At 73.4% G+C, this 23,138-nt stretch carries 23 protein-coding genes; 13 read left to right on the forward strand and 10 right to left on the reverse strand.

All coding sequences use genetic code 11. The features are described 5' to 3' along the window. Positions 1–129: 129 nt before the first annotated feature. Entirely contained in the window at positions 130–408 is a 279-nt protein-coding gene (locus ACFPZN_RS39595; RefSeq protein WP_378287715.1) for an HU family DNA-binding protein, read from the forward strand. Between the two features lie 97 nt (positions 409–505). On the opposite strand, the gene ACFPZN_RS39600 is transcribed toward ACFPZN_RS39595, so the two are convergent. Together ACFPZN_RS39600 and cofC are read right to left on the reverse strand one after the other, a co-directional pair. Beyond that, entirely contained in the window at positions 506–736 is a 231-nt protein-coding gene (locus tag ACFPZN_RS39600) for a hypothetical protein (protein WP_378287716.1), read from the reverse strand. A gap of 46 nt (positions 737–782) precedes the next feature. Further along, positions 783–1,469, reverse strand: coding sequence for a 2-phospho-L-lactate guanylyltransferase (gene cofC / locus ACFPZN_RS39605; protein WP_378287717.1), 687 nt, complete (start codon positions 1,467–1,469; stop codon positions 783–785). 81 nt (positions 1,470–1,550) lie between these two features. Between cofC and ACFPZN_RS39610 the strand changes: the two genes are divergently transcribed. Next, entirely contained in the window at positions 1,551–2,336 is a 786-nt protein-coding gene (locus ACFPZN_RS39610) for a lysophospholipid acyltransferase family protein (RefSeq protein WP_378287718.1), read from the forward strand. A 37-nt stretch (positions 2,337–2,373) separates the two neighbouring features. Continuing rightward, complete coding sequence (locus tag ACFPZN_RS39615) at positions 2,374–3,363, forward strand: NAD(P)H-dependent glycerol-3-phosphate dehydrogenase (RefSeq protein ID WP_378287760.1); 990 nt, start codon at positions 2,374–2,376, stop codon at positions 3,361–3,363. A 24-nt stretch (positions 3,364–3,387) separates the two neighbouring features. Here ACFPZN_RS39615 and ACFPZN_RS39620 read toward each other — a convergent pair whose 3' ends face one another. From ACFPZN_RS39620 to pstC, 4 genes are read right to left on the reverse strand one after another with little or no spacing between them, the layout of a single operon-like run. Continuing rightward, positions 3,388–4,920 carry a substrate-binding domain-containing protein gene (locus tag ACFPZN_RS39620; protein ID WP_378287719.1) on the reverse strand — a complete coding sequence of 511 codons (1,533 nt, stop codon included), beginning with the start codon at positions 4,918–4,920 and terminating at the stop codon, positions 3,388–3,390. A gap of 58 nt (positions 4,921–4,978) precedes the next feature. Next, entirely contained in the window at positions 4,979–5,902 is a 924-nt protein-coding gene (locus tag ACFPZN_RS39625; RefSeq protein ID WP_378287720.1) for a phosphate ABC transporter ATP-binding protein, read from the reverse strand. 47 nt (positions 5,903–5,949) lie between these two features. Continuing rightward, a complete protein-coding gene (pstA, locus tag ACFPZN_RS39630) occupies positions 5,950–7,086 on the reverse strand; it encodes a phosphate ABC transporter permease PstA (protein WP_378287721.1) in 1,137 nt (378 codons plus the stop codon). Further along, a complete protein-coding gene (gene pstC / locus ACFPZN_RS39635) occupies positions 7,086–8,093 on the reverse strand; it encodes a phosphate ABC transporter permease subunit PstC (RefSeq protein ID WP_378287722.1) in 1,008 nt (335 codons plus the stop codon). Before pstC ends, pstA begins: the two co-directional genes overlap by 1 nt. A 265-nt stretch (positions 8,094–8,358) precedes the next feature. On the opposite strand from pstC, the gene ACFPZN_RS39640 reads away from it, so the two are divergent. After that, positions 8,359–9,300, forward strand: a complete 942-nt coding sequence (locus ACFPZN_RS39640; RefSeq protein ID WP_378287723.1) for a sortase — start codon at positions 8,359–8,361, stop codon at positions 9,298–9,300. Positions 9,301–9,354: 54 nt separating this feature from the next. Here the strand turns inward: ACFPZN_RS39640 and ACFPZN_RS39645 are convergent, their stop codons facing one another. Together ACFPZN_RS39645 and ACFPZN_RS39650 are read right to left on the reverse strand one after the other, a co-directional pair. After that, complete coding sequence (locus tag ACFPZN_RS39645) at positions 9,355–9,510, reverse strand: hypothetical protein (RefSeq protein WP_378287724.1); 156 nt, start codon at positions 9,508–9,510, stop codon at positions 9,355–9,357. 39 nt (positions 9,511–9,549) lie between these two features. Further along, positions 9,550–10,239: a class E sortase gene (locus ACFPZN_RS39650; protein WP_378287725.1), complete on the reverse strand. Its 690-nt coding sequence runs from the start codon at positions 10,237–10,239 to the stop codon at positions 9,550–9,552. 159 nt (positions 10,240–10,398) lie between these two features. Between ACFPZN_RS39650 and ACFPZN_RS39655 the strand changes: the two genes are divergently transcribed. The 6 genes from ACFPZN_RS39655 to ACFPZN_RS39680 all read left to right on the forward strand — a co-directional run bounded on the left by ACFPZN_RS39655 (position 10,399) and on the right by ACFPZN_RS39680 (position 18,391). Further along, the gene (locus ACFPZN_RS39655; RefSeq protein WP_378287726.1) at positions 10,399–11,571 is read left to right on the forward strand and encodes an HtaA domain-containing protein; all 1,173 of its coding nucleotides are present in this window, start codon (positions 10,399–10,401) and stop codon (positions 11,569–11,571) included. Between the two features lie 290 nt (positions 11,572–11,861). Further along, complete coding sequence (locus ACFPZN_RS39660; protein WP_378287727.1) at positions 11,862–12,293, forward strand: DUF1508 domain-containing protein; 432 nt, start codon at positions 11,862–11,864, stop codon at positions 12,291–12,293. 230 nt (positions 12,294–12,523) lie between these two features. Then, entirely contained in the window at positions 12,524–14,587 is a 2,064-nt protein-coding gene (locus ACFPZN_RS39665; protein WP_378287728.1) for a hypothetical protein, read from the forward strand. 315 nt (positions 14,588–14,902) lie between these two features. Next, a complete protein-coding gene (locus ACFPZN_RS39670; protein ID WP_378287729.1) occupies positions 14,903–16,060 on the forward strand; it encodes a substrate-binding domain-containing protein in 1,158 nt (385 codons plus the stop codon). A gap of 206 nt (positions 16,061–16,266) precedes the next feature. Continuing rightward, positions 16,267–17,025, forward strand: coding sequence for a hypothetical protein (locus ACFPZN_RS39675; RefSeq protein ID WP_378287730.1), 759 nt, complete (start codon positions 16,267–16,269; stop codon positions 17,023–17,025). Positions 17,026–17,275: 250 nt separating this feature from the next. Next, complete coding sequence (locus tag ACFPZN_RS39680; RefSeq protein WP_378287731.1) at positions 17,276–18,391, forward strand: D-alanine--D-alanine ligase family protein; 1,116 nt, start codon at positions 17,276–17,278, stop codon at positions 18,389–18,391. A gap of 57 nt (positions 18,392–18,448) precedes the next feature. On the opposite strand, the gene ACFPZN_RS39685 is transcribed toward ACFPZN_RS39680, so the two are convergent. After that, the gene (locus ACFPZN_RS39685) at positions 18,449–20,416 is read right to left on the reverse strand and encodes a beta-propeller domain-containing protein (protein WP_378287732.1); all 1,968 of its coding nucleotides are present in this window, start codon (positions 20,414–20,416) and stop codon (positions 18,449–18,451) included. Between the two features lie 158 nt (positions 20,417–20,574). On the opposite strand from ACFPZN_RS39685, the gene ACFPZN_RS39690 reads away from it, so the two are divergent. From ACFPZN_RS39690 to ACFPZN_RS39700, 3 genes are all read left to right on the forward strand, one after another. After that, positions 20,575–21,279, forward strand: a complete 705-nt coding sequence (locus tag ACFPZN_RS39690) for an acetamidase/formamidase family protein (protein ID WP_378287733.1) — start codon at positions 20,575–20,577, stop codon at positions 21,277–21,279. 98 nt (positions 21,280–21,377) lie between these two features. Then, a complete protein-coding gene (locus ACFPZN_RS39695; RefSeq protein ID WP_378287734.1) occupies positions 21,378–21,857 on the forward strand; it encodes a GNAT family N-acetyltransferase in 480 nt (159 codons plus the stop codon). A 52-nt stretch (positions 21,858–21,909) separates the two neighbouring features. Further along, positions 21,910–22,350, forward strand: coding sequence for a winged helix-turn-helix transcriptional regulator (locus ACFPZN_RS39700; protein ID WP_378287735.1), 441 nt, complete (start codon positions 21,910–21,912; stop codon positions 22,348–22,350). Here ACFPZN_RS39700 and ACFPZN_RS39705 read toward each other — a convergent pair. After that, complete coding sequence (locus ACFPZN_RS39705) at positions 22,314–23,069, reverse strand: enoyl-CoA hydratase-related protein (RefSeq protein WP_378287736.1); 756 nt, start codon at positions 23,067–23,069, stop codon at positions 22,314–22,316. The two genes, ACFPZN_RS39700 and ACFPZN_RS39705, sit on opposite strands and share 37 nt — an antisense overlap. Between the last annotated feature and the right edge of the window lie 69 nt (positions 23,070–23,138).

Consider the following 23,138-nt stretch of genomic DNA (forward strand, 5'->3'; position numbering starts at 1 on the left):
GCCCGGCGAGACGGGGGCGAGACCGACAAAAACGCCTGCGACACGGGAACTCTTGCTTGCAGGTGATTGTGTCGGTGCTATCGACCCTTTAGTTTCGTTCGGGCAAGGGGGGAACTAGAGGAGTAACCCATGAACAAGCGTGAGCTGGTCGACGCGATCTCTGACCGGCTGGGCAGCAAGAAGGCCGCAGCCGAGGCCGTCGACGCGATCCTGGACACGATTCAGACCGCCGTCGCCAAGGGCGACAAGGTCGCGATCACCGGGTTCGGTTCGTTCGAGAAGGCCGACCGGCCTGCCCGTACGGCCCGTAACCCCGCAACGGGCAAGACCATCCAGGTCCCCGCGACGTCGGTGCCGAAGTTCAAGGCGGGCGCCGACTTCAAGAACCTGGTGGCCGGAAAGAAGTAGCACCCTTCGACAGCGCCCGGGGCCGCGGTTTCGTCCGCGGCCCCGGGCGTTCTCGCGTCCAGGGCCCCCGGGTTCCGATCCGGTGGCGGGGGCGGGGTCAGGGCAGCGGGAACGTCGACAGGGTGATCACCGTGATCCGGCCGGGCCCGGCCCCGCTCGCGTCGCCCGCCGCGCCCTCGACGGCGATGTTGACCCGCTGGCCGAGGCGCAGCAGCCGCAGGCCCCCCGCGTCGAACGCCTCCGTGTCGAAGGGCAGCTCGGTCCCGTCGTCGAGCAGGACGCTGCCCGAGCGGGTCCCGGCGTCGAAGTGCCGCACCGTTGCCTGCATGGCCAGCACCCTACTCAGGCGTCCCGCCGCCCCGCGCCGGTGATCGTCACGCCGAGGCGCGGAAGGCGGGCAGCAGCTCGGCCACGGCCGCGGTCCGCGGGCCCGTGCCCAGGGCGAGCGCGGCGCGCAGATCGTCCAGGGTGTCGACGTCGCGCCGCACGCTGTCGATGTCGCCGGGCAGCAGCTCCCGCGCCCCCCGCGCGCGGTGCGCGGCCCGCGAGTCCTGCCCGAACGCCGGGGAGAACGGCACGCCCGGCCGGGCCGTGTAGAGCGTCGTCCCGATCCCGGCCGCGTCCGGCACGAACGCCTCCGGCCACCCCGCCGCGGCGTCCAGGACCCGGGCCAGCTCCCCGGGACGCAGCGCGGGCAGGTCCGCCGAGACCGCCCCGACCCCGTCGCCGGGGGCGTCCTCGCGGCCGCGGGACGCCCCGTGCACCAGGGCCGGATTGAGGCCCGCGTCCGGCTCGTCCGGTACGATCCGCGCCCCCAGCGCGGCCAGCTCGGCCGCCGGCACCGGGTCGTCGGTGACCACGATCACACGACGCACCCGGTCGCAGCGCAGCGCGGCGGCCACGGTGTCGGCCGCCACCGCCAGCGCGAGCGCCTCGCGGTGCGGCCCGGCGGCCCCGGACATTCGGGTCTTCGCCCGGGCCAGCACCTTGACCGGCACGACGAGCGACCATCGGAGCGGAGGCTCCGGGTGCTGGGGTGTACTGCGCTCTGCTGTAGACATGGCAACTCGACACTATGCGCAAGCGCCGCGACACTTGAGGACACCCCACGCACACCGTGGAGCGACCGAGGAGGGGACGGGATGGGTCACGCGTACTCGCCGGGTTGGCGGAAGGTGACGATCGTCATCCTGCGGCCCCTGCTCAACGGGCTCCTGAAGAGGGAGTGGCGGGGACGTGACAACGTCCCGCGCGAGGGCTGCGTCATCATCGCCGCCAACCACATCTCCGAGGCCGACCCGCTCGCGCTGGCCCACTTCGTGTACGCGTCCGGCCGCTACCCGGTCTACCTCGCCAAGTCGACGCTGTTCGACGTGCGGTTCGTCCGGACCGTGCTGCGCGGGACCGGCCAGATCCCCGTCTACCGCGACAGCGCCGACGCCGCGCTGGCGCTCCGGGACGCCGAGGAGGCGCTGCTGGCCGGCGAGTGCCTGATGTTCTACCCGGAGGGCAGCTGCACCCGCGACCCCGAGCTGTGGCCGATGACGGGCCAGACGGGCGTGGCGCGGATGGCGCTGCAGACCGGTGCCAAGGTGGTGCCGGTGGCGAGCTGGGGCGCGCACGAGCTGCTGCCCTACACCAAGGGCGAGCGGCGCGGCCTGGCCGGATCCCTGAAGAAGGGCTTCCACCCGTTCCCGCGCAAGACGATGAAGGTGATCGCGGGGCCGCCGGTCGACCTGTCGCGGTACGAGGGCCGTCCGCTCGACAAGGCCGTGCTGCGCGAGGCCGCCGACGACATCATGCGGCAGATCGCCGCCCTGCTCGGGGAGCTGCGCGGCCAAGAGCCGCCCGAGGAGCTCTACGACCACCATAGGGTGCTGGAGGAGCGGCGCCGCGGCCTCGGCGCCGCAGGGGAGGAGGCGTCATGACACGCGAGGGGGCTCTGTGACCTTCCGTACCGCCGTCATGGGCGCGGGGTCCTGGGGGACGACGGTCGCCAAGCTGCTGTGCGACGCGGGCGGCGAGGTCACGCTGTGGGGCCGCCGCGCCCCCGTGGTGGAGGCGGTCAACGAGCGGCACGAGAACGCCGACTACCTGCCCGGCGTGGAGCTGCCCGCCGGGCTGCGCGCCACCACCGACCCGGCCGAGGCGCTGGCGGGGGCCGACTTCGTGGCGCTGGCGGTGCCCGCGCAGACCCTGCGGGAGAACCTCGCCGCCTGGGTGCCCCTGCTGCCGCCCGAGTCGGTGCTGGTCAGCCTGATGAAGGGGGTGGAGCTGGGCACCTGCCGGCGGATGTCGGAGGTGATCGGGGAGGTCGCCGACGTGCCCGCCGAGCGGGTCGCGGTGTTCTCCGGCCCCAACCTGGCCCGGGAGATCGCCGCCGGCCAGCCGGGCGCCGCGGTGTCGGCGTGCGCCGACGAGGACGCCGCGCGGCGGCTCCAGTCCGCCACCATGACCCCGTACTTCCGCGTCTACACCAGCACCGACGTGGTGGGCGTGGAGCTGGGCGGCGCGGTGAAGAACATCGTCGCGCTGTGCGTGGGGATGGCGGTCGGGCTCGGGTTCGGCGACAACACGCGGGCGCTGCTGATGACCCGCGGGCTGGCCGAGATCGCGCGGCTGGGCGCGGCGCTGGGCGCCGACGAGCACACCTTCGCGGGGCTGGCCGGGATGGGCGACCTGATCGGCACGTGCAGCTCGCCGTTGTCGCGCAACCGCACGTTCGGGGAGAACCTCGGCCGCGGCATGACGCTGGAGCAGGTGGTCGCCGTGACCAAGCAGACCGCCGAGGGCGTGAAGTCGTCCGGGGCCGTGCACGAGCTGGCCCGCAAGCACAACGTGGAGATGCCGATCACCGAGGCGGTGGTGCAGGTGCTGTACGAGGGCGTCCCGATCGCCGACGCGGCCAGCGCGCTGATCTCCCGCTCGCCCAAGCCGGAGCGGTACGGCCTCTGACCGCCCCGGCCCCGGGCCAACGGCTCAGCCGCGCCGGCGGACGGCGGCGATCACCGCGGGCGGCACGGCGAGCGTGAGCAGGAGCACCAGGACGGGCAGTGCGCCGAGTCCGGGGGAGGCCGGGCCGTTGAAGCCCACCGGTCTGGCGCCGCGGCTCTGCCCGGTGCCCGTGCCCGGACCGGTTGTCCCGGGCCCTCCCGCTCCGGCCCCCGCTCCGGCCGTGGCCCCGGCGCCGGCGGACGGGCCGCCCGACGGCCCGTTCCCGCCCGGCCCGTTGCCGCCGTTCAGCCGGTCGAACGGGTCGTCCGGGGCCTTGGCGCCCTCGCCCAGGCCGCCGGAGAACGTCGGGTTGGCGCAGTTGCCCCGGGACAGCTGCTCGGCCGTCCGCCCGGTCATCCGCGCGATGGAGTTCACCATCTCCTGCGAGAGGTTCGGGGGGAGCGGGGAATAGCCGATCCGCGCCATCTTGACCTGTCCGTCGCAGGCCACGAACCGCATGAACTTGGCGAGGGTGTCGGCCTTGCCGCCGTCGGAGTAGGGGCCCCGGCAGGTGTCGCGGCCACGCCCCGCATGGCACTGGACCATCATGTAGCTGTAGGCGGAGATCGGGTACGCCTTGGCGCGGCGGGAGGTGTAGACGCCCGAGAGCTCCTGGCTCAGGTCGGCCCGCAGATCGGCGTCCTTGAGGGCCTCGGCGATGTTCTCCGCGTACGGCTGGACCCACTTGCCCGCGCCGTTCCTGATGTAGGCGGCGGGCGCGTTGTGCTTGATGGCGTAGCCGAACTCGTCGTACCCGATGCTCCACTCGCCGTTGCGGCTGGCGACGTAGGCGGCCATGGCGTCGGAGGTGGTCATGCCGACGATGTTGGGCGCGAAGCTTCCGGAGGGCCCGCGCTCGGGCAGCTCGACGATGCGGCGGTCGGGGAGGCGGTGCCGCTCCCGCCACGGCTCGTAGACGTCCCGCGCGGCCTCCCGGACGAAGTCGTAGAACAGCGCGGTGGTGCCGGACCGGCCGGTGCGGTAGACGACCTTGATCGGCTGGTCGGGCAGCCTGACCCCGCGGTTGTCGGCGGAGATCTCCGGATGCGACCAGCGTGAGATGGCGCCGGTGAAGATCTTGGAGACGGTGCGCTGGCTCAGATGCAGCCAGTTGATCTTGTTTCCGGCCGCGTCCCGCACGTTGTACATGATCGACACGGCGCCCGCGACGTCGGGCACGTACTGGTAGCCGCGGGGCAGGTCGGGGTCGCCGTTCATGAGCGAGCGCACCTCGGCCTCGGTCCCGGCGAAGTCGACCTGGCGGCTGCTGTACTGGTCGACGCCTCCGGGTGAGCCGAGGTTGCCGTTGTAGGTGACCCGGATCCCGCGGACCTGGCTGCTGCGCACCCAGTCGTCCATGGCCAGCGCCACGTAGCTGGATCCCGAACCCGTCACCAGGGTGGCCGCCCCGGCCGGGGCGGCCGCGACGGCCAGCCCGGCCGAGCAGGCGCACAGCAGGAGCAGCGCGGCGAGCGCGGCGCGCTGGAAGCGCCGCGCGGGGCCGGTGCGGACGGACATGACGGCGGTACCTCCCGAGGGCGGGCCGGCCGCGCCGCGGGGGCGCGGCGGCGCCGGATCAGCCGAAGTGGCCCCGGACGTAGTCGAGCGTGCGAGGGTCGGTGGGCGAGTTGAACATCCGGTCGGTCTCGCCGTGCTCGACGATCCGTCCCGGCTGGTTCTCCTCGGCGAGGAAGAACGCGCAGTGGTCGGAGACCCGCTGCGCCTGCTGCATGTTGTGCGTGACGATCACCACGGTGACCTCGTGGCCGATCTCGGCGATGGTCTCCTCGATCCGCCGGGTGGAGGTCGGGTCGAGCGCGGAGCAGGGCTCGTCCATCAGCAGCACGTTCGGGCGGACGGCCAGCGAGCGGGCGATGCACAGGCGCTGCTGCTGCCCGCCCGACAGCGCCCCGCCGGGGGAGTCCAGCCGGTCCCGGACCTCCTTCCACAGCCCGGCCCGGAGCAGGCTCCGCTCGACGAGCGCGTTCTTGTCGCCGCACTTGATCCCGGCGAGTTTGAGGCCGGCGAGCACGTTCTCCTTGATGCTCATCGCGGGGAACGGGTTGGGCTTCTGGAAGACCATGCCGATCCGCATCCGCACCTGCTGGGCGCGCTGCCGCGGGTCGTAGACGTCCTCGCCGTCCAGCAGCACCTCGCCCGCCAGCTCGGCGCCCGGCACCAGTTCGTGCATCCGGTTGAGGATGCGCAGGAACGTCGACTTGCCGCAGCCGGAGGGCCCGATGAGGGCGGTCACCCGCCGCGGTTCCATCCGCAGGGAGACGCCGTCCAGGACGAGCCGTCCGCCGAACCAGGCGCACACGTCCCTGGCCAGCAGTTCCGCGGCGCCGGGCGGAGGGCCGCCGGTGAGCACGATCTCCCGGTCGGAGGTGGTCAGGCCCGTCCGCCTGGTGGGGACGTCCGCGGGCGGCTCCATGGACGGCTCCATGGACGGCTCGGCGGGCGGCTCGGCGGATGGTTCCGGCTTCTGGACGGCGGGCACGTGGTCTCCTTGTCGGCGTTGTGATCGGCGGTGCCGGGAGGGGCGCGTCATCGGGAGCGCCTCCGGGAACGGTCCCGGCCCACGTAGCGGGCCAGGGCGAACAGCCCCAGGACGACCCCGATGAGGACCACCGCCCCGGCGAACCCGCGTTCCGCCGCGGCCGCCGACGGCTTCTGCACGTTCGAGTAGACGAAGAGCGGCAGGCTGTCCTGCGGCTCGGCCAGCGGATTGGCGTTGAACAGGTCCAGCCCGAAGGAGGTGTAGAGCAGCGGGGCGGTCTCGCCGACCGTGCGGGCGATGCCCAGGACGACGGCCGTGGTCACGCCCGTGCGCGCCGTCGGCAGGACCACCGACCAGACCGTCCGGGCCCGGGAGGCGCCCAGCGCCAGCGACGCCTCCCGCAGCCCCTGCGGGACCAGCCTCAGCACGACCTCGATGGTGCGCGTCACGGTGGGGAGCATGATGATGCTCAGCGCGAGGCTGGCCATCAGCCCGTTGAAGTTGAACAGCGCCCCCTCCAGCGGGATGATCAGCGCCGCGTAGATGAACAGGCCCGCCACGATCGAGGGCAGGCCGCTCATGGCGTCCACCAGGATCCGCAGCGGGCGGCGCAGCCGCGAGCGGGTCTCGTTGAGGTAGATCGCGGTGAGCACGCTCAGCGGAACCGCCCAGATCAGGGCCATGCCGACCTGCTCCAGGGTGCCGACGATCGAGTGCAGCGCGCCGCCCGCGGTGGCGGGCATGTCCGGGGTGACCCCGGTCTGGTCGGTGGTGAAGAAGGTCAGCCGCAGGGTCGGCACGCCCTCCAGCGCCACGAACGCCAGCAGCCAGCCGAGCGGCAGCACCAGCATGAGCATCCCGGTCCTGATCACGGTGCCCGCCACCTGGTCGGCCGCGGCGAGCCGGCCGCGCCGCTCCCAGGTGACGACGTACAGCATGACCAGGAAGGCCGCGTACCAGGCGACCAGGAAGCCGAGCCATCCGGCGCCGTCCGACAGCCGGGCGAAGATCAGCCAGATCAGCGTGAACGAGGACAGCCCGCAGCCCGCGAGCACCCCGACGTCCTCCCTGGTCATGCCGCGGATACGGCGCTGTGGCCGGGGGAGGGGCGCCGCGCCACCGTCCCGGCCGGTGCCGGTGCCGGTGCCGGCGGCGGTGGGGCCGGGGTCTCGTGTGATGGTCATCAGGCGTCCACTCCCGATCCGGACCTGCTCCGGGCGATGATCCACGAGGCGACCAGGTTGACCGCGATCGTGAAGGCGAACAGCACCAGGCCGAACGCCAGCAGCGCGCCGGTGATCTTCTCGTTGGCGCCGGCGTTGTGCGCGATGAAGCCCGAGATCGTGGCGCCGCCGTTCTCCAGGACGTGCCCCGACAGGATCGGGACCTGCGGCAGCATCAGCTTGACCGCGATCGTCTCGCCGAGGGCGCGGCCCAGCCCGAGCATCGAGCCGCCGACCAGGCCGCCGCGCCCGAACGGCAGCACCACGTTGCGGATCATGCCCCAGCGCGTGCCGCCCAGCGCCAGCGCCGCCTCCTTCTCGCCCGGCGGCGTCTGCGCGAAGACCTCCCGCATGATCGAGGTGGTGATCGGCATCACCATCAGCGAGACGATCAGCCCGGCGATGAACATCGAGCCGGTCAGCTCGGCCTCCGCCCGGGTGGAGAAGATCGGGATCCAGCCGAGGTTGTCGGCCAGCCAGCGCGACAGCGGGACGATCCGGTCGTTGAGGTAGGCCATCCCCCACAGGCCGTACAGCAGGCTCGGGATCGCCGCGAGCAGGTCGACCACACCGGTCAGCGTGTCGCGCAGGCGCGCGGAGGCGTACTCGGTGATGAACAGGGCCGCCAGCAGGCTCACCGGGATCGCGACCAGGCAGGCGATCAGCGCGACGATCACGGTTCCGGACAGCATGCCGAGCACGCCGAAGACCGGCGGGTCGACGTCGGTGCGCCATTCGATGGTGGTGAAGAAGCCGAAGCCCGCCGTCCGCAGCGCCGGTGCCGAGCGCAGCAGCAGGAAGAAGCCGATCAGCACGAGCAGGAGGAACAGCGCCGCCCCGGCGCCGGCGGCCACGCGGTGGAACACGCGGTCCGCCCGGCCCAGCCGCTCGGTCAGCGGCCGTGGACGCGGCTCCCGTGACGGCGCGGGCGGCTCGGGCGGCGGCGCAGGGCCGGCGAGGGTCGTCATCGGGCTCCTAGCAGGGCCTGCGGTCGGTCGGGGACACGCGGAGGTCCGGCCGCGCCACCGGCGGCGGCCGCATCCGCTGATCAGCAAGTGTGCGCGCGCGGCGACCGGCATGGGTGGCGCGGGAGTTAAGGCCCGACGGGACCACGGTGAAGCGGTTCCGGGCGGCGTTGACCCTGTCGCGCGCGCCCGCTGAAGCTGGGCGGGCCCCGGCACAGGGGCGGACGCGCCCGCGCGTCCGAGGAGTCCCGGTGATCGAGGAGTCGTGGTGATCGAGGCCGTCAAGGACAGGACCGCCCCGGGCGAGGACCCGGACGGCGGCCGCCGCCGCCTGCCTCCCGGGCCCGCCGCGCCCGTGCCGTGGACGCGGCGCCGGGTCCGGGCGCTCGCCGCGGTGTGGACGGCCGCGGTCGTCCTCTCGGCGGCCCTCGTCGTGTACGGCCTGGGCGGCCTGATGGAGAGCCGCCAGCAGCGCGCCCTCCTCGACGACATGCGCGGTGACATCGCCCGCGCCGTGGGGCTGCAGCAGACGCTGTTCGCCAAGCAGGAGACGCCCCGGGTCCCCGGGTACGGCGAGCCCGTCGCGATCGTGCAGATCCCGCGCCTGAAGCTGCAGCAGGTGATCGTGGAGGGCGCCGACCCCGGGGGGACGCAGGCGGGGCCCGCGCACGTGGCGGGGACCGCCGGCCCCGGCCAGCCGGGCAACTCCGTGGTGGCGGGGCGGCGGCACGGCTTCGGCGCGCCCTTCCTCAGGCTCACCTCGCTGCGGCCGGGCGACGACATCATCGTGTTCACCGTGCAGGGGCAGGCGCTGTACAAGGTGCGGTCGGTGGCGCGGACGAACCTGTCCCGCCGCGACGTCCAGGCGCCGAGCCGGGACGACCGGCTCACGCTGATCACCTCGGCGAGCTGGGCGCCCTGGGAGAGCGGGCGGGCCTACGTCGTGGTCGCGGCCATGTCGGGGCTGCCCTATCCGGCGACGCCGCAGGCCACCCTCTCCGAGGGCCACGACGGCCGGCACGGGGACCCGGCCGCGCTGCCGCTGTTCCTGCTGTTCGGGGGCGGGTTCGCGGGGGCGGCGTACGCCTCCGTCATGCTCTACCGGCGCTGGCTGATGGTGTCGACCTACGTGCTGAGCGCGCCCGTCCTGGTGGCGCTGCTGGTGCTGGCGACCGAGGCCGGCACCCGCCTGCTCCCCGCCTGGACCTGACGGCCCCGGCGTTCCCGGGGCGCGTCGGTCCGCGGGCGCTCGGTCCACGGTCGCTCAGTCCACGGTCACGTCGTCGAACGGCAGCAGCGGTCCCAGCAGCGGGAAGACCACGAACCACAGCAGCGCGAGCACGGCCGCGGCCAGCAGCACCGCTTCGACGATCTTGACGGGCCGGGCGCCGGGCAGCCGGTGCCAGATCCAGGCGTACATCCGCGATGTCCTCCGAGTTCTTCCAGTTCCGGGTTCCGGTCAGCGGCGGGCCAGTTCGGGCGGGCGGCCCGCGCTCTTGGCCTGGGCCCGGCTGAGCTCGGCGTGCACGATCAGCCGCTGGTAGTTGTCGAACTTGGGATTGCAGGTGGTCAGCGTGAGCAGCCGCCGGCTGGGCTTGGCGCTCGGCCTGTCGGGGTCGGGGGCGACGACCTGGACCCGGGTCGGCGGGACGACCTTCGACCGCGTGGTGCGGTAGACGAACCAGCCGCTGCGCGTCTCCAGCACGATCGGGTCCCCGGCCCGCAGCCGGTCCAGGTTCCAGAAGACCGACGGCATCCGGTGACCGGCGATGGCGACATTGCCGACCTCGCCCGGGTCGTCCGAATCGGGATAGTGCCCGGGGCCCTTGGCGAGGGCGCCGCGCGAGACGCCCTCGGCGACGACCCATTTCTTCCCCAGCCGCGGAATGTGCAGCCGGCCGATCGGCTGCCCGGGGACGGGCAGCCCCTGTTCCCAGCGCCGGTCCAGGTCGTTCTGGGCGCGGTCGGCGGCCCACGCCTTGCCGGCGAACTCGTAGGCCGCGAACAGCAGGACCACCAGCCCCAGCGTGAGCAGTATCTCGCCGGCGGCGAACACCGTCCGGCGGCTGACCAGGGGCGGCGGGTCGTCGGGGAACCGGGGATCGTGCGGGCCGGCCGCGCCGGAGACCATCGGGGAGGAGCGTGTCATCGCGGTGACCGGCCCCCTTCTCAAGCGGAGGTGAATGGACGGTTAAGAGCCGACGGCGGGCCATGGTGAAAAAGGTCGCGCAATTCAATGGCGAAGCGCTCGGCATAATAATCCATGACTGTTGTCTCTCGATGTCCTCTCGTGGAAAGTCGGCACGCGATGAGCAAAGTCGGTACGGAGAACTCGAAGAATCCCCCGCCGCGCGTCCGCGTGATGACCGCCGTCGGGGCGGCGCTGCTGGCGGCCGGTGCGGCGCTGGGGGTGAGCGGGGTCGCCTTCGCCGGCCCGGCCGCGCCCGCGCCGCCGGTCGCGCCCGCCACCGTGGCCGGTGTCACCGGCGGCCATCTTGACTGGCGGCCCGCCCGGTCCGGCGGTCCCGTCCCGTCGCTGGAGGCCGGTGACGGGGCGACCGTGCTCAAGGACGGCTCGGTCCGGTTCAAGGCGGAGAACGGCACCTACGACACGCGCTCGGGCGCGGCGCGGGTGTCGTACGAGGGCTGGGTCGTGCTCACCTACCCCGAAGGCGAGGTGACGCTGCGGGACCCGGTGGCCGAGCTCGGCGGGACGGCGCGGCCGGTGCTGAGCGCGGTGGTCGGGCCGGCCGGCACGGGCGGGGAGCCCTCCGGGCAGGCGCGCGCGCCGCGCACCCCGGCACCCACGGCGACCGCCGCCGCCGAGACCGAGATCGGCGAGCTGAAGACCTTCGGCATGCCCCCGCGGTCGGCGGGCCGCGACGTCACCTGGAGCGAGATCCCGGCGACGCTGACCGCGTCCGGGGCGGACGCCTTCCCCTCCGGCCAATTCGCCGGGGCCGACCTGGGCGCCGTCACGGTGTCGCTCCTGCACGCGGGCGTGCCGACCGGGACGGGCAGCCAGGAGGCGCGGGCGGCGGCCACCACCCCGACCACGACGCCCACGTCCGGCTCGCCCACGCCCACCGGCAGCCCCACGGACCCGCCGTCCGACTGCGCGTCGCCCACGCCCACCGACACGGGCACGCCCACCACGAGCCCGACGGCGACGTCCAGCGACTCGAGCGACGGGGCGATGGGGCTGTCGGCGAAGCGGCGGGCCCTGGCCACCACGACCGCCTCGACGACGCCCACCACCACGCCGACGGACACGGGGTCGCCCAGCCCGACGCCGACCGACTGCACCACGCCGCCGCCCGACGGCGGCGGTGGCGACCCCGCCGACACGGGCGACGACGACGCGCTGCCGAAGACCGGCGGCGCCATCGTCCCGCTGGTGCTGGCCGGCGCGGGGCTCTCGGCGACCGGGGGAGGCGTCATGGTCGCCGCCCGCCGCCGTGCCCTCCACACGCGGCCCTGACCCGGCCCTGACCTCGGCCTCCCGCGCGCCGGCCCGGCCTCTCACCGAGGGGCCGGGCCGGTGGCGTCAGCGGGGCGGACCGTCCCGGCGGGGAAGGCGCGACCCCCGACGCGCCACCATTGACGCGGTTTACCTGATGGCCTGATACAGCCAGGTGAATTATCTGCGACATGCAGCCACGTCGCGCGTTAAGTCCACGTTCATTGAACTTTCAAAAGCGCCCTGAATTTTACTGCTGTTGATCAAAGTCTGACGAATGCCTCCAGCCGACTCCAGCCGAGGGCGATGTCATGAGGTTCCAAATCTACCGATCATCCGACGCTGCGTTTTATTGGCGGATGCTGAGTCGCAACCACCGAATCGTCGCGATCGCCGCGGAAGGTTTCGCCAGCACGGAGGAGGTCGCCGAGGCCGCCGGTGCGGTCCGGGCGCACGCCGCCACCGCGGTGATCGACCTGACCAGCGTGCAGGGCGGCGAGTGGACGTGGACGATGCGCCTCGACGGCCGCCGCGTCGCCGTCAGCGCACACGCCTACGGCCGCCGGCTGGAGGCACAGGCCGCGGCGCAGCGGTTCCGCACGGGCGCCCGGGACGCCGAGGTGGTGGACAAGGTCATCCAGATCGGCCACGGCGGGGGCTCTCTCGCAGCGGAACGGTCCCATGCCGCCGGGGTGCGCCGTGACTGGACGGGCCGTGACTGGACGCGGGAGGGCACGGCGTGACCGCGGATCGCCGGACCACCCGGCGCGGGTGCGGGCACGGCCGCGCGCCCGCGCCGGGCACCACTGTGAACACGCGACGGGCGGCGGGTGAACCGACTCCGAGCGCCGTTGACCGCCTCCACGCCGCCGCCGGACGCTGGCGGCGGGCCATGGCGGCGCGCGCCCGGTCCATCGACGCGGCGGTACCGCGCGGACCGCGATCACGGGGAGGACCGGTAGTGGTGGGTTGGATGCACCGGCTGCGGAAGGCGGCCGGCGTGGTCGTGCTACTGGTCTGCGCGGCCGCCCTGTCGATCGTCCCGGGCGGCACCGCGGCGGCCGCCCCGACGGATTACGAGATCTCCGCCGCCACGCTGGCGGACCTCGCGGACGTCCGTCCCGGCGACCGGGTGCGGGTGGAGATCAAGTTCAAGGTCCCCGGCGCCCAGGTCGCCGTGCTGACCAACCCGCAACTGTGCCCCTCTCCGCTGCCCGCGGGCGTGGACGAGGAGAACTACCCGACCGTGTGCAAGAACGTGCTCAAGATCGACGTGCCGGACCAGACGCCCCCCGATCCCGGCGGCACGTTCACGTTCACGATCACCGTCCCGCCCGAGGGGGAGAACACCTACCCGGCGACCGACACCCCCGCGCTCTCCTGCGAGCCGGGCCGCCGGTGCTCAGTCGGGTTCACCATCCTCTACCTCACGGAGGCCGGCGATCTGGTGTACCTCCAGGAGGCGTCGTCGCTGGCCTTCACGGTGAAGCAGCCGAACGCCTTCGAGGGGTGCGAGGAGCCCAAGCCGGGAGAGGTCGTCGACATGGTCGGGCCGCACCGGCTGGCGCCGGCGTACGTGGGGTGGGTGCAGAGCCGCTGCGGCGGCGGCAAGGCCATCGACATGGAGTACACCGCCAACGACGACGTGACCGCCCGGGAGGGCTTCCGGGACGGCCAGGGAACGGTGTTCCTCGGCGGCGGCGGCGTGACGGCGGGGGAGCAGGCGGCGGCCGTCGCCAAACGCCCGTCGGTGGGCGTCCCGGTGGCGCTGAACGCCCAGGTGCTGGCGATCACGGGACAGTACCCGGCGTCCGGCATGGGCGGCCTCAACCGGCCCGCCTACATCGACGACATCAAGCTGACGCCCGAGCAGTTCGCCGAGCTCGTGACCACGTCGGGCGCCCTCGTCACCGGCCGGCACCAGGCGGCGGTCAGGGAGGCCAACCCGCAGCTGGCCACGCTTCTCGCCGGCCGGCTGCAGAACGCGGACATCGCCGCGTACGCGACCCGCGAGGTCGGGCACTGGGTGCTGTCGCGGCACCTGGCCCGGCACGCCCCGCAGGACTGGCGCTACCCGGACGTCCCCAGCCAGTACGACGACCCCGGTGAGGCGATCGGGGAGCTGTGGCGGCTGGACGTGCTGAACCCCTCCGGGGGCCGCTTCCTCTCGCTGGCCGGGGACCGGGTCGGCCTCGGCAAGATCCTCGACAACCCGGACTTCGTCGGCGACTGCGGCTCGATCGAGGCCGGATGCCTCAACTTCGTGCTCACGGACGCGGCCACCGCGGCGCACCTCGGGCTTCCGGTCGTGAAGCTGCGCAACGCCGCGGGCGAGTACGTGGCCCCCACCCCGGCGACCATGACCGCGGCCGCGGGGCAGATGAAGCGGCTGCCCGACGGCGCCCTGGTGCCCGACCCCGCGGCCGACGGCAAGGGCGCCTACCCGCTCACCTACGTCGAGTACGCCCACGCGCCGGCCTGCACCGGTCTCGCGGGCGCCGACCGGGTGCGGGACGTTCTCGGCTACATGGCCGGGGCCGGTCAGCAGCGGTTGCCGGCAGGGTTCGCGGCGCTGCCCGAGGGGTTGAAGAGCGAGGCGGCCAAGGCGGTGGACAAGGTCGGCGCGCAGACCACGGGACCCTGCGCCCAGGACGGCGGTGACCCTCCCGGCGGCGACCCCGGCGGCGACCCCGACGGCGGCGGGCCGAACGGCGGGACTCCCGCCTCGAACCCCGGTGGGGACACTCCGGACCCGGCCGGGGCGGACGGGGACCATCCGACGCGGCCGGTGACGAAGGCCGGGCAGCAGCAGGCGCTGGCCGGGGCGCAGGGCACCCATATCCCGCTGTTCGCCGGGCTGGCGGCGCTCGTGCTGATCGTGCCGATCTCCGCGCTGGTCCTCACCAACGCGATCACCTCGGGCACCGCGTACGGAACGTCCGGCCGGCACCGGGGAGGCGACCTGCTGGCTTGGTGGGCGGCCCTGCGGGCCCGGACGCGGTGGCTGGCCCGGCGGGCCCGTCTGATCAAGAGGTGAGCGGCTGAGCGCCTCCGCGCTCTGAACGGCCCCGGCCCCGGGGCCGCACGTGGCCGACGATGCCCGGCCGGCGGTACCTCCGCCGGCCGGGCATCGCGGCGTTCACGCCGGCCATCGAGGCGCCGCCGGTCCTCGCCGCGGATCCCGGCGGTGGTGCCGGGTGAACCCCGATCAGGACCGTTCCTCCGGTCGTCGGGCCTGAACGGTGGGGCCGTCGGCCGTCCGTTTCTCGGCCTGTCGGGCGTTACCCACGGACCTCTCAATGGGGTCTGGCCCCGGGTAACTGGGCCCGGGCCGAGTGACCGGAAGGATGTCATGAGACTTGGCATCAGAAAGGTGCTGCTCGCAGGAGCCGCGGCCGTGGCCCTGGGCGGCCTCATGGCGGCGCCCGCGAACGCGGTGGCGCCCGGCGACGGCATCGTTCAGACGATCACGATGGGCGGCTCGGACACCACCGAGGACGTCATGGACGCCCTGGCGGCCGAGTACAACACCAACACCACCTACAACCCCGACGGCGACGTGGTGAAGAACGTCCCGGTGCTGCCCGGGGCCGCTCCGGGCTTCTCCGTGCCGGGCGACGCCAACTGCGGTACTCGCGCCTACGTGGACAAGGCCCTGGCCCCGGCGACGCCGCCGCCGTACCCGGCGCCCAACGGGTCGTCCGACGGCAAGCGGGCGCTGCAGGGTGTCGCGCCGTTCCCGACCGACAACGCCACGACCGGCTGCTTCGACGGTGCGCGGTCGTCTTCGGGCCCGTCGAGCTCCGACCCGGCCGCGTTCGAGTACTACGCCTTCGGGCTGGACGCGGTGGGCGTGGTGAAGTTCCCGGGTTCGGTCGCCCCCGCCTCGCTGAGCATCCAGGAGATCCGCGACATCTACTCCTGCACCAAGACCAACTGGAACCAGGTGGGCGGTGGCAACGGCACCATCGTCCGCTACATCCCGCAGGACGACTCCGGTACCCGGTCGTTCTTCGTCAACACCGTCCTGGGCGCGGAGCCGTCCACGAGCTGCGGTGCCCTGAAGAAGGTCCAGGAGAACGACGGCACGCAGGTCGCCGCGGCCGACTACGGGACCGCCGTCCTGCCCTACTCGGTGGCCCAGTGGATCGCGCAGGGCAACGCCGTGGTGACCGACAAGCGCGCCAGCTCGGTGTTCATGACCCAGGAGACCACCGCGGGCAACCTGAACCCGGTGTCGGGGACCACGCCCAACCTCGTCCCCAACCCCAACGTGGTGAAGGAGCCCTCGGACTTCCTGGGCGTCCGGCGCGTCTACAACATCTCCTACAACGGCGTGACGCCCAAGTCGGACCAGGCGCTCCGCTTCTACGGCGACAAGACCAGCAACCCCAACGCCGGCCCCGGCTACATCTGCCGGGCCAACTCCGGAGCCGCCACCACCATCCGCAGGTACGGCTTCGCCACCTTCCCCCAGAGCATCTCGGGCAGCATCTGCAAGATCCAGTGACGCTCGCCGACGTGGCGGTGGTCGGACGGTGACGACCGCGTAGAGATCTGAAGTCGGGCAACGGACAGTTCCGCAGTGTCGTCCGTGCCGGGCCCGGAGCAGACCGCTCCGGGCCCGGTGGCCCTTGCAATCCGAGATCACCAGCGGCGGCCGTCTTATCAGTGAACATTGTGGACTTGGCCTGCCACCGAAGAAAGGAGTCGAAGGTGCGAATCAAGAAGGTTTCCGGGAAGCGACTCGGAAGTGTGGCCGCGCTGCTCGCGGCGACGGGTTCGGGGATCGCTCTCGCGGCATCGCCGGCGTCGGCGCATGAGGTCGGCAAGGAGGCGTGGACCTACCGCAGTGACACCGGCGCCTGCCACCTGACCAGGTCGTATGTACTGCCGACCAACGGCAACGGCGGTGCGTTCGCGGAGGGCGAGGCGTTCACCGGCGCCAACGGACCCTGCGGCGAGTGGGAGATCCAGGAGCCGGGCAACATCACGGCGCGGATCCTCTATCTCAAGCGGCAGGGCCCGTTCTGGGGAATCTGCCGGGACACCGGCTTTCTTTTCAACCCCGACCATTATTTCTCCTTCGCGGTGAGGCTCGAGGACTTCTCCGAGCCGCCCTGCGGCGCGGGTACTTACGGCAGCGTGGCGATCACCGCCCACTGGAAGGGCTGGTTCTGGAAGGGCGGGCCCGTCTGGTCGGGTGAGCACACCTTCCCGGAAACCATCCACACGGCGCGGAAATCCTCCGCCAATCCCACGTGGGTGGATGGCAACGGGAATGTCGACACCGCCGCCCTCCCGGACCAGATCCCGGTTCTGGACGAGAACGGCCAGATCAGCGGCTACACCGATGCCGAGCGTGCGATGTCGACGCCCTCGCTGTCCCCGGCCGACGCAGCGGCCAAGGCCAGGACGCAGGGCGGCAAGATCGTCCGGGGTGAGAACGGCATCGTCGTGGAGATCGGCCGCTGAGCTCGATGCCCGAGCCCGGATAGGCCCGGATAGACCGAGCGGGCTCTCGGGCGCGGAGGCGGGATGAGGAAGAGGTGCCCTGACGACCCGGATGATGGGAGTCACCACGCTCACCAGTCCGCTCAGAAGGGCACCTCGCGGGTCGGGTTGTGACCCCCGGGAGGCCTGTGACCTGCGGGAGGACCGCGCCCGGGACGCGGGCGTCCCGCTCGTGGCCGAGCCGGCCTGATCAACGGTAGGGTCGGGCGTCATGTCGCAGGTTTCACCCAAGATCCGCGTGGCCGTGGTGTTCGGCGGGCGCAGCTCCGAGCACGCCATCTCCTGCGTCACCGCCGGCGCGGTCATGGCGGCGATCGACCGGGACCGCTACGAGGTGGTGCCGGTCGGCATCGCCCGCGACGGCCGCTGGGTGCTGGCCTCGCCCGACCAGCGGCTGGAGATCGCCGACGGCCGGCTGCCCGAGGTGACCGCCGAGGGCGGCGCCGCGCTGGCGCTGCCGTTCGATCCCGACAGCCGCGGCCTGATGGTGATCGAGCCGGGCCGGGTCCCCGCGACGCTCGCCGAGGTCGACGTGGTGCTGCCGCTGCTGCACGGCCCGTACGGCGAGGACGGCACCATCCAGGGCATGCTCGACCTGGCGGGGGTCCGCTACGTCGGCGCCGGGGTGCTGGCCAGCGCGGTCGGGATGGACAAGGGCTTCATGAAGCTGGTCTGGCAGGCGCGCGGCCTGCCGGTCGGCCCGTACGTCCTGGTCGGCGACCGGGAGTGGCGCCGCGAGCGCAAGCGCAAGATCGACGAGATCAAGGACCTGGGCCGGCCGGTGTTCGTCAAGCCCGCCCGCGCCGGGTCCAGCATGGGCATCACCCGGGTCACCGCCGAGGAGGACCTGGAGGCCGCGGTGGAGGCGGCCCGCGAGCACGACCCGAAGGTGATCGTCGAGGCCGCGATCGAGGGCCGCGAGATCGAGTGCGGGGTGCTGCAGGGGCTGGACGACGGCCCGCCCGAGGCCAGCCTGCCCGCCGAGGTCCTCATGAGCGGCGGCCACGACTTCTACGACTTCGAGACCAAGTACCTCGACAACTCGCTGCGGCTGGACATCCCGCCGGACCTGGACCCGGCGGCGGTCGAGGAGGTCCAGCGGCTGGCCGCGCAGGCGTTCGACGCGCTCGACTGCGAGGGCCTGGCCAGGGTCGACTTCTTCTACACGCCCGACGGCCGCTGGATCCTCAACGAGATCAACACCATGCCCGGGTTCACCCCGGCGTCGGCGTTCCCGCAGATGTGGGCGGCGACCGGGCTGGACTACCCAGCGCTGGTCGACCGGCTCATCCAGACCGCGCTCCGGCGCTCCACCGGCCTCCGCTGAAGCGTAACCCCGGTCCCGGAACCCCCACGGACCGGGACCGGGGTGATCGATGCCCCCTCAGAAGCGCAGCCAGGCGCGCTCGGCGAGGGTGGCGGTGTCGGTGGCGCGGGCGCCCTGGTCGGAGAGCGTCCACAGCGTGTCGCCGACGATCAGGGACCGGCGGATCGGGCCGGGGTAGGCGCCGTCGCGGGGGTGCCGCACCGTTCCGGCGCGGTGCACGCCCGCGGCGTCCACCTTCAGCACCAGCGCCTCGCTCTCGGCGGTGCGATGGCTGATCGGCAGCACGGTCAGGCCCGTCTGGGGCCAGTGCAGGAAGGCGTGCGGCTCGAACTCGGCGGTCGCGCTGGAGCCGGGCAGGTGGTAGGCGCCGACGCGGCGCGGCGGCCCGTTGACGTCGAAGAGCGACACCTGGGTGCCGCGCGTGCGGCCGTCGGTGCTCGCCTCCTGGCCGACGCCGAGGAGCCGGCCGCCGGCGACGGGATGCAGGTAGGCCGAATAGCCGGTGATCTTGAGCTCGCCGGTCACCCGGGGCCGTGCCGGGTCCTTCAGGTCGATCACGTAGAGCGGGTCGACCTGGCGGAAGGTGACCACGTACGCGGTGGTGCCGATGAAGCGCACCGAGTAGATCCGCTCGCCCTTGCCGAGGCCGTCCACCTTGCCGATCTCGCGCAGCGCGCGGCCGTCGGCGGCCAGGACGTGCACCGCGCTCTGCGAGCGGGGCGCGGTGCTCGACGCGGCGGGGCCGTCCGGGCGCACCGTGGACGCCGCCGGTGAGGTGGTGGTCGCGACGCGCAGCCTGCCGTCGTGCTCGGACATCGAGTACTGGTTGAGCAGCCGGCCGGGCACGGATCCGGACGCGACGTAGCGGGGGCGTGCGCCGCCGGTCACGTCGAACCGGTGGACGTGCGTGCTCTCGCGCGCCGCGGCCTCCCTCGCCCCCGTCCCGTTTCCGGTGACGTAGAGGCTCCTGCCGTTGCCGTAGACGGTCTGGCCGTCGGCGGCGACGGTCACCGGCCGGGGGTCGCCGAGGTCGCGGGCCAGGTCGAGGGTCAGCACGGAGAGCATGGTGGTGCCGGGCTGCGAGCCGGGACGGCTCACGTGCTCGCAGGGCGTCCGGAACGATTTCGGGGCCGCCGTCCCGGCACGGACCTCGAACCGGGGGAGCCAGGCGTCCAGCGGCGCCGACCGGACGATCTGCCGGTTGCGCTCGGTGGCCTGCCGCTCGCTGTCGGGCCCGCCGGGCCTGCCGGGCAGGTCGGGGAAGTCGATCCGCGGTGTGGACGTGACCACCACGTGCGCCGTGGAGCCGGTCTGGCGGGCGTCGACGTAGGTGCCCTCGGCGGTCATCGTCCCGACGACGCGGGGCGTGCCGGCCAGGCTGACCTGCGTGAGCGTGGTCTGGCTCCGGGCGAACGGGACGACCGGCTTGGACAGCGCGGGCCCGTCGGGCAGCGGCCTCAGCAGCCGGCTCCGCGGCGTCACGATCAGGACGCGGTCGCCGCTCAGCAGCAACTGCGACTGCCCGTACCCGATCGGCGAGGTCTCGCCCGGGGTGCCGGACGCCTCGCGCAGGTCGAGCCGGTGCACGACCGCGCGGGTCTTGGCGTCGATGACCTGGAGGCGCCCCTTGGCGAGCGTCACGATCCGGGTGCCGTCGGTCTTCACCAGGTCGGGTTCGTCGGCGCCGGCCTCGTGAGTGTTGGTGCCGGAGTGGCCGGGCGCCTGCTTCTCGGCGGCCGCGCCCGGGGCCGAGCCCTGCGCGCGGGCCGCGCCGTCCGGGACGGCGCCCTCGGGAACCGCGCCGAGCGGCAGGCGACCGGACTCCAGCTCGAAGCCGCCCAGGCCGTACGGGCCGACGTCGCGCTCGGTCGCGGCCCGCAGGCCCTTCAGCAACTCGTCGCAGCCGTTGTAGGCGACCAGCGCCATCGCCGGGGCCGCCGGGCCCGGACCGGTGGGCGCGGCGCCGCTGCACGCACCCGCCAGCAGCGCCAGCGGGAGGCATGCGATGAGCCTTCGGGACGGCATTGCCCTTAGACGCCGGCCGGTCGTGGAAGGTTCCGGAAAACTTCGGTGATCCCGGCCTTACTCAACTGTCAGAACGCCGAAACCAGCCGGAAACAGCACGGTCGGCAGGATCTGTTCATCTGATCTTCTCCGCTCTCCCGCTCCGGAAGGACCCTGCCTTGGCGCCCACGCTCGCGGCCGCACCGCCGGTCGTCCGCTTTCCCGGCCCGCCCGCCGCGGCCGGCTCCGCGACCCGCTCGGTACCCGGGCACAACCGCTGGCATCCCGACATCCCCGCCGTCGCCGAGGTGATCACCGGCGGCTCGGTGCGGATGGAGTGCGAGGGCCGGGAGCCCGGCGAGGAGGCCGTGCTGTGCGGCCCGCTGGTGGTGGTCGGCGCGGAGCCGGGCGACGTGATCGTGGTGGACGTGCTCGGCGTGGGCCGTTCCGACGGCGTGTACGCGCCGCACGGCCATCCCGGCGTCATCGGCTGCGCGCCCGCGTCCGGGGCGCCCGCGCCCGTCCCCGCCGCGGCCCCCGCCGTCCAGGACGGCGCGCTGCTCGGCCGGATCAGGCCCGGTTCGGTCACCTACGGGGCCCTGTACGGGCAGGTGGCGCGGGAGGCGCTGCGCAGCGAGGAGCGCGGCCGGGAGATCGGCGGCTGCGGCATCGCGCGGCTCGGCCCGGGGTCGCGGATCCTGCTGCCCGTCCACGTGCGCGGCGCCAAGCTGTCGGTCGGCGATCTGCACTTCCCGCCCGGCGGCGGGGCCGACTGCCGGTTCGAGGGCCGGCCCGGCTGGATCGACCTGCGGGTCAACCTCACCCGGCAGGGGGTCGAGCGCTTCAACGTCACCGGTCCGCTGCTGATGGCGGGGCCCGCGTGAGCCGCCGGGACGGCCGCCGGCGCGGGGACGGGTCGCGGCGCCCGGGACGATCTCCGTCGGGGGCGCGCGGAGTGGCACCGGTCGCCTAGGGTGTCAGTGTGATCGTTCGCCCGGCGACCGCCGACGACATTCCCGAGCTCACGCGGCTGCGCGAGCTCCTGTTCCGGCGCGTGATGGACTCCGCCGACCAGGACGCCGACCAGCCCCGCGAGGGGAACTGGCGCGAGGAGTTCGCCCGCGACCTGAAGGAGCGCCTGGGCGGGTCGCTGGGCGTGTTCGTCGTGGACGGCGAGGAGGACAAGCTCGCCGCCTGCGGGCTCGGGGTGATCGAGTACCGGCTCCCCGGGCCGTACCAGGGCGGCGCGTCGGCCGGCTACGTGCTCGGCATGGTCACCGATCCGCTGTACCGGGGCCGGGGCTACGCGCGGCTGATCATGCAGGAGCTGCTGGCGTGGTTCCGCGGCAAGGGCGTCTCCCGGGTCGACCTGCACGCCCCGGCGGAGGGCGCCGCGCTCTACCGGTCGATGGGCTTCCAGGAGCACCAGGTCGCGCTCACCTGGCACGCCCCACAGGCGTGATCGAGGCGCGTCCGGGCCCCTCCTGGCGCCGTTTCCCGCGGGTAGGCTCCTGATGGTGGACGTGAGAGCCGACGCGGGGGGCCCTACGGGCGAGGCCGGCCCGCTGGGCGACCCGGGCGACCTGAGCGATGTGTTCCGCAGCGACTGCCCCGGGCGCGCGGTCTTCGAGCACATCTCCGGGCGCTGGGGCATGCTCGTCCTGATCGCGCTGCGCGACGGCCCGATGCGGTTCTACATGCTGCGCGACCGCATCGGCGGGATCAGCGAGAAGATGCTCTCCCAGAATCTCAAGGTGCTGACCCGGGACGGGATCATCGAGCGCGAGGTGGAGCCGTCCAGCCCGCCGCGCGTGTCGTACCGGCTCAGCCCGTTCGGGCAGGAGCTGGCCGGGTCGCTGCAGCAGCTGGTCGACTGGATCGCCGCGAGCATGCCGACGATCCAGGTGTCGCAGCGGCGCTATGACGACGCCGCGGAGGGGGGCGGCGCGGGCTGACCCGCGTCCGCCCCGGCCAGGAGGGCGAGGGCGAGCCGGGTCTCGTTGCGGGCGGCGTCCGGTTCCGGCAGCGACCACTGCTCGGTGACCGAGCGGCGGACGGCGTCCAGCGCGGGCGCGGGCAGGGCGGCGATCGCGGCGGCCAGCCGCACGGCCTCGGGCAGCGCCTCCCCGGGTTCCACCAGGCGGGTGACCAGGCCGATGGCGAGGGCCTCGGCGGCCGGGACGCGGCGCGCGGTGAGCAGGATGTCGAGGGCCCGCGCCTGGCCGACGACGCGGGGCAGCCGTACCGTGCCCGCGTCCATGCACGGCAGGCCGTGGTTCAGGTTGAGCGCGCCGAACTCGGCGGTCGTGGACGCCACCCGCAGGTCGCACCACAGCGCCAGCTCGAACCCGCCGCCGAAGCAGTAGCCCTCGACCGCCGCGACCACCGGCTTGGACGCGGGTGCGCGCGTGACGTTCATGGGCGGCGGGCCGTCCTCGGCGGGGGTGGGGAAGTCGCCCGCCGCCATCGCCTTGAGGTCGTTGCCCGCGCAGAAGGTGCCGCCCGCGCCGGTGAGCACGATGGCGCGGACTCCCTTGTCCCGCTCGGCGGCGGCGATGGCGCGGCCGAGCGCCTCGGCGGCGGGGCCGTCGACGGCGTTGCGCCGTCCGGGCCGGTCCAGGGTGACGATCTGGACGGCGTCGCGGCGCTCGGTGCGGATGGTGCTGCTGGGCATGACGGCCTCCCGGGTCGACTCGAACGGCATTCTAGATAGATCGATCTAGCAAGAACAAGGGCTAGGATT

It is taken from the genome of Actinomadura rugatobispora (genome assembly GCF_042656285.1).
Classification (GTDB): Bacteria; Actinomycetota; Actinomycetes; order Streptosporangiales; family Streptosporangiaceae; genus Spirillospora; species Spirillospora rugatobispora.

Coding starts and splice junctions, on each gene's coding strand:
- ACFPZN_RS39595 (WP_378287715.1), top strand. CDS start 130: ATGAACAAGCGTGAGCTGGTCGACGCGATCTCTGACCGGCTGGGCAGC.
- ACFPZN_RS39600 (WP_378287716.1), bottom strand. CDS start 736: ATGCAGGCAACGGTGCGGCACTTCGACGCCGGGACCCGCTCGGGCAGC.
- cofC (WP_378287717.1), bottom strand. CDS start 1,469: ATGTCTACAGCAGAGCGCAGTACACCCCAGCACCCGGAGCCTCCGCTC.
- ACFPZN_RS39610 (WP_378287718.1), top strand. CDS start 1,551: ATGGGTCACGCGTACTCGCCGGGTTGGCGGAAGGTGACGATCGTCATC.
- ACFPZN_RS39615 (WP_378287760.1), top strand. CDS start 2,374: ATGGGCGCGGGGTCCTGGGGGACGACGGTCGCCAAGCTGCTGTGCGAC.
- ACFPZN_RS39620 (WP_378287719.1), bottom strand. CDS start 4,920: ATGTCCGTCCGCACCGGCCCCGCGCGGCGCTTCCAGCGCGCCGCGCTC.
- pstA (WP_378287721.1), bottom strand. CDS start 7,086: ATGACCATCACACGAGACCCCGGCCCCACCGCCGCCGGCACCGGCACC.
- pstC (WP_378287722.1), bottom strand. CDS start 8,093: ATGACGACCCTCGCCGGCCCTGCGCCGCCGCCCGAGCCGCCCGCGCCG.
- ACFPZN_RS39645 (WP_378287724.1), bottom strand. CDS start 9,510: ATGTACGCCTGGATCTGGCACCGGCTGCCCGGCGCCCGGCCCGTCAAG.
- ACFPZN_RS39650 (WP_378287725.1), bottom strand. CDS start 10,239: ATGACACGCTCCTCCCCGATGGTCTCCGGCGCGGCCGGCCCGCACGAT.
- ACFPZN_RS39655 (WP_378287726.1), top strand. CDS start 10,399: ATGAGCAAAGTCGGTACGGAGAACTCGAAGAATCCCCCGCCGCGCGTC.
- ACFPZN_RS39660 (WP_378287727.1), top strand. CDS start 11,862: ATGAGGTTCCAAATCTACCGATCATCCGACGCTGCGTTTTATTGGCGG.
- ACFPZN_RS39665 (WP_378287728.1), top strand. CDS start 12,524: ATGCACCGGCTGCGGAAGGCGGCCGGCGTGGTCGTGCTACTGGTCTGC.
- ACFPZN_RS39670 (WP_378287729.1), top strand. CDS start 14,903: ATGAGACTTGGCATCAGAAAGGTGCTGCTCGCAGGAGCCGCGGCCGTG.
- ACFPZN_RS39680 (WP_378287731.1), top strand. CDS start 17,276: ATGTCGCAGGTTTCACCCAAGATCCGCGTGGCCGTGGTGTTCGGCGGG.
- ACFPZN_RS39685 (WP_378287732.1), bottom strand. CDS start 20,416: ATGCCGTCCCGAAGGCTCATCGCATGCCTCCCGCTGGCGCTGCTGGCG.
- ACFPZN_RS39700 (WP_378287735.1), top strand. CDS start 21,910: ATGGTGGACGTGAGAGCCGACGCGGGGGGCCCTACGGGCGAGGCCGGC.
- ACFPZN_RS39705 (WP_378287736.1), bottom strand. CDS start 23,069: ATGCCCAGCAGCACCATCCGCACCGAGCGCCGCGACGCCGTCCAGATC.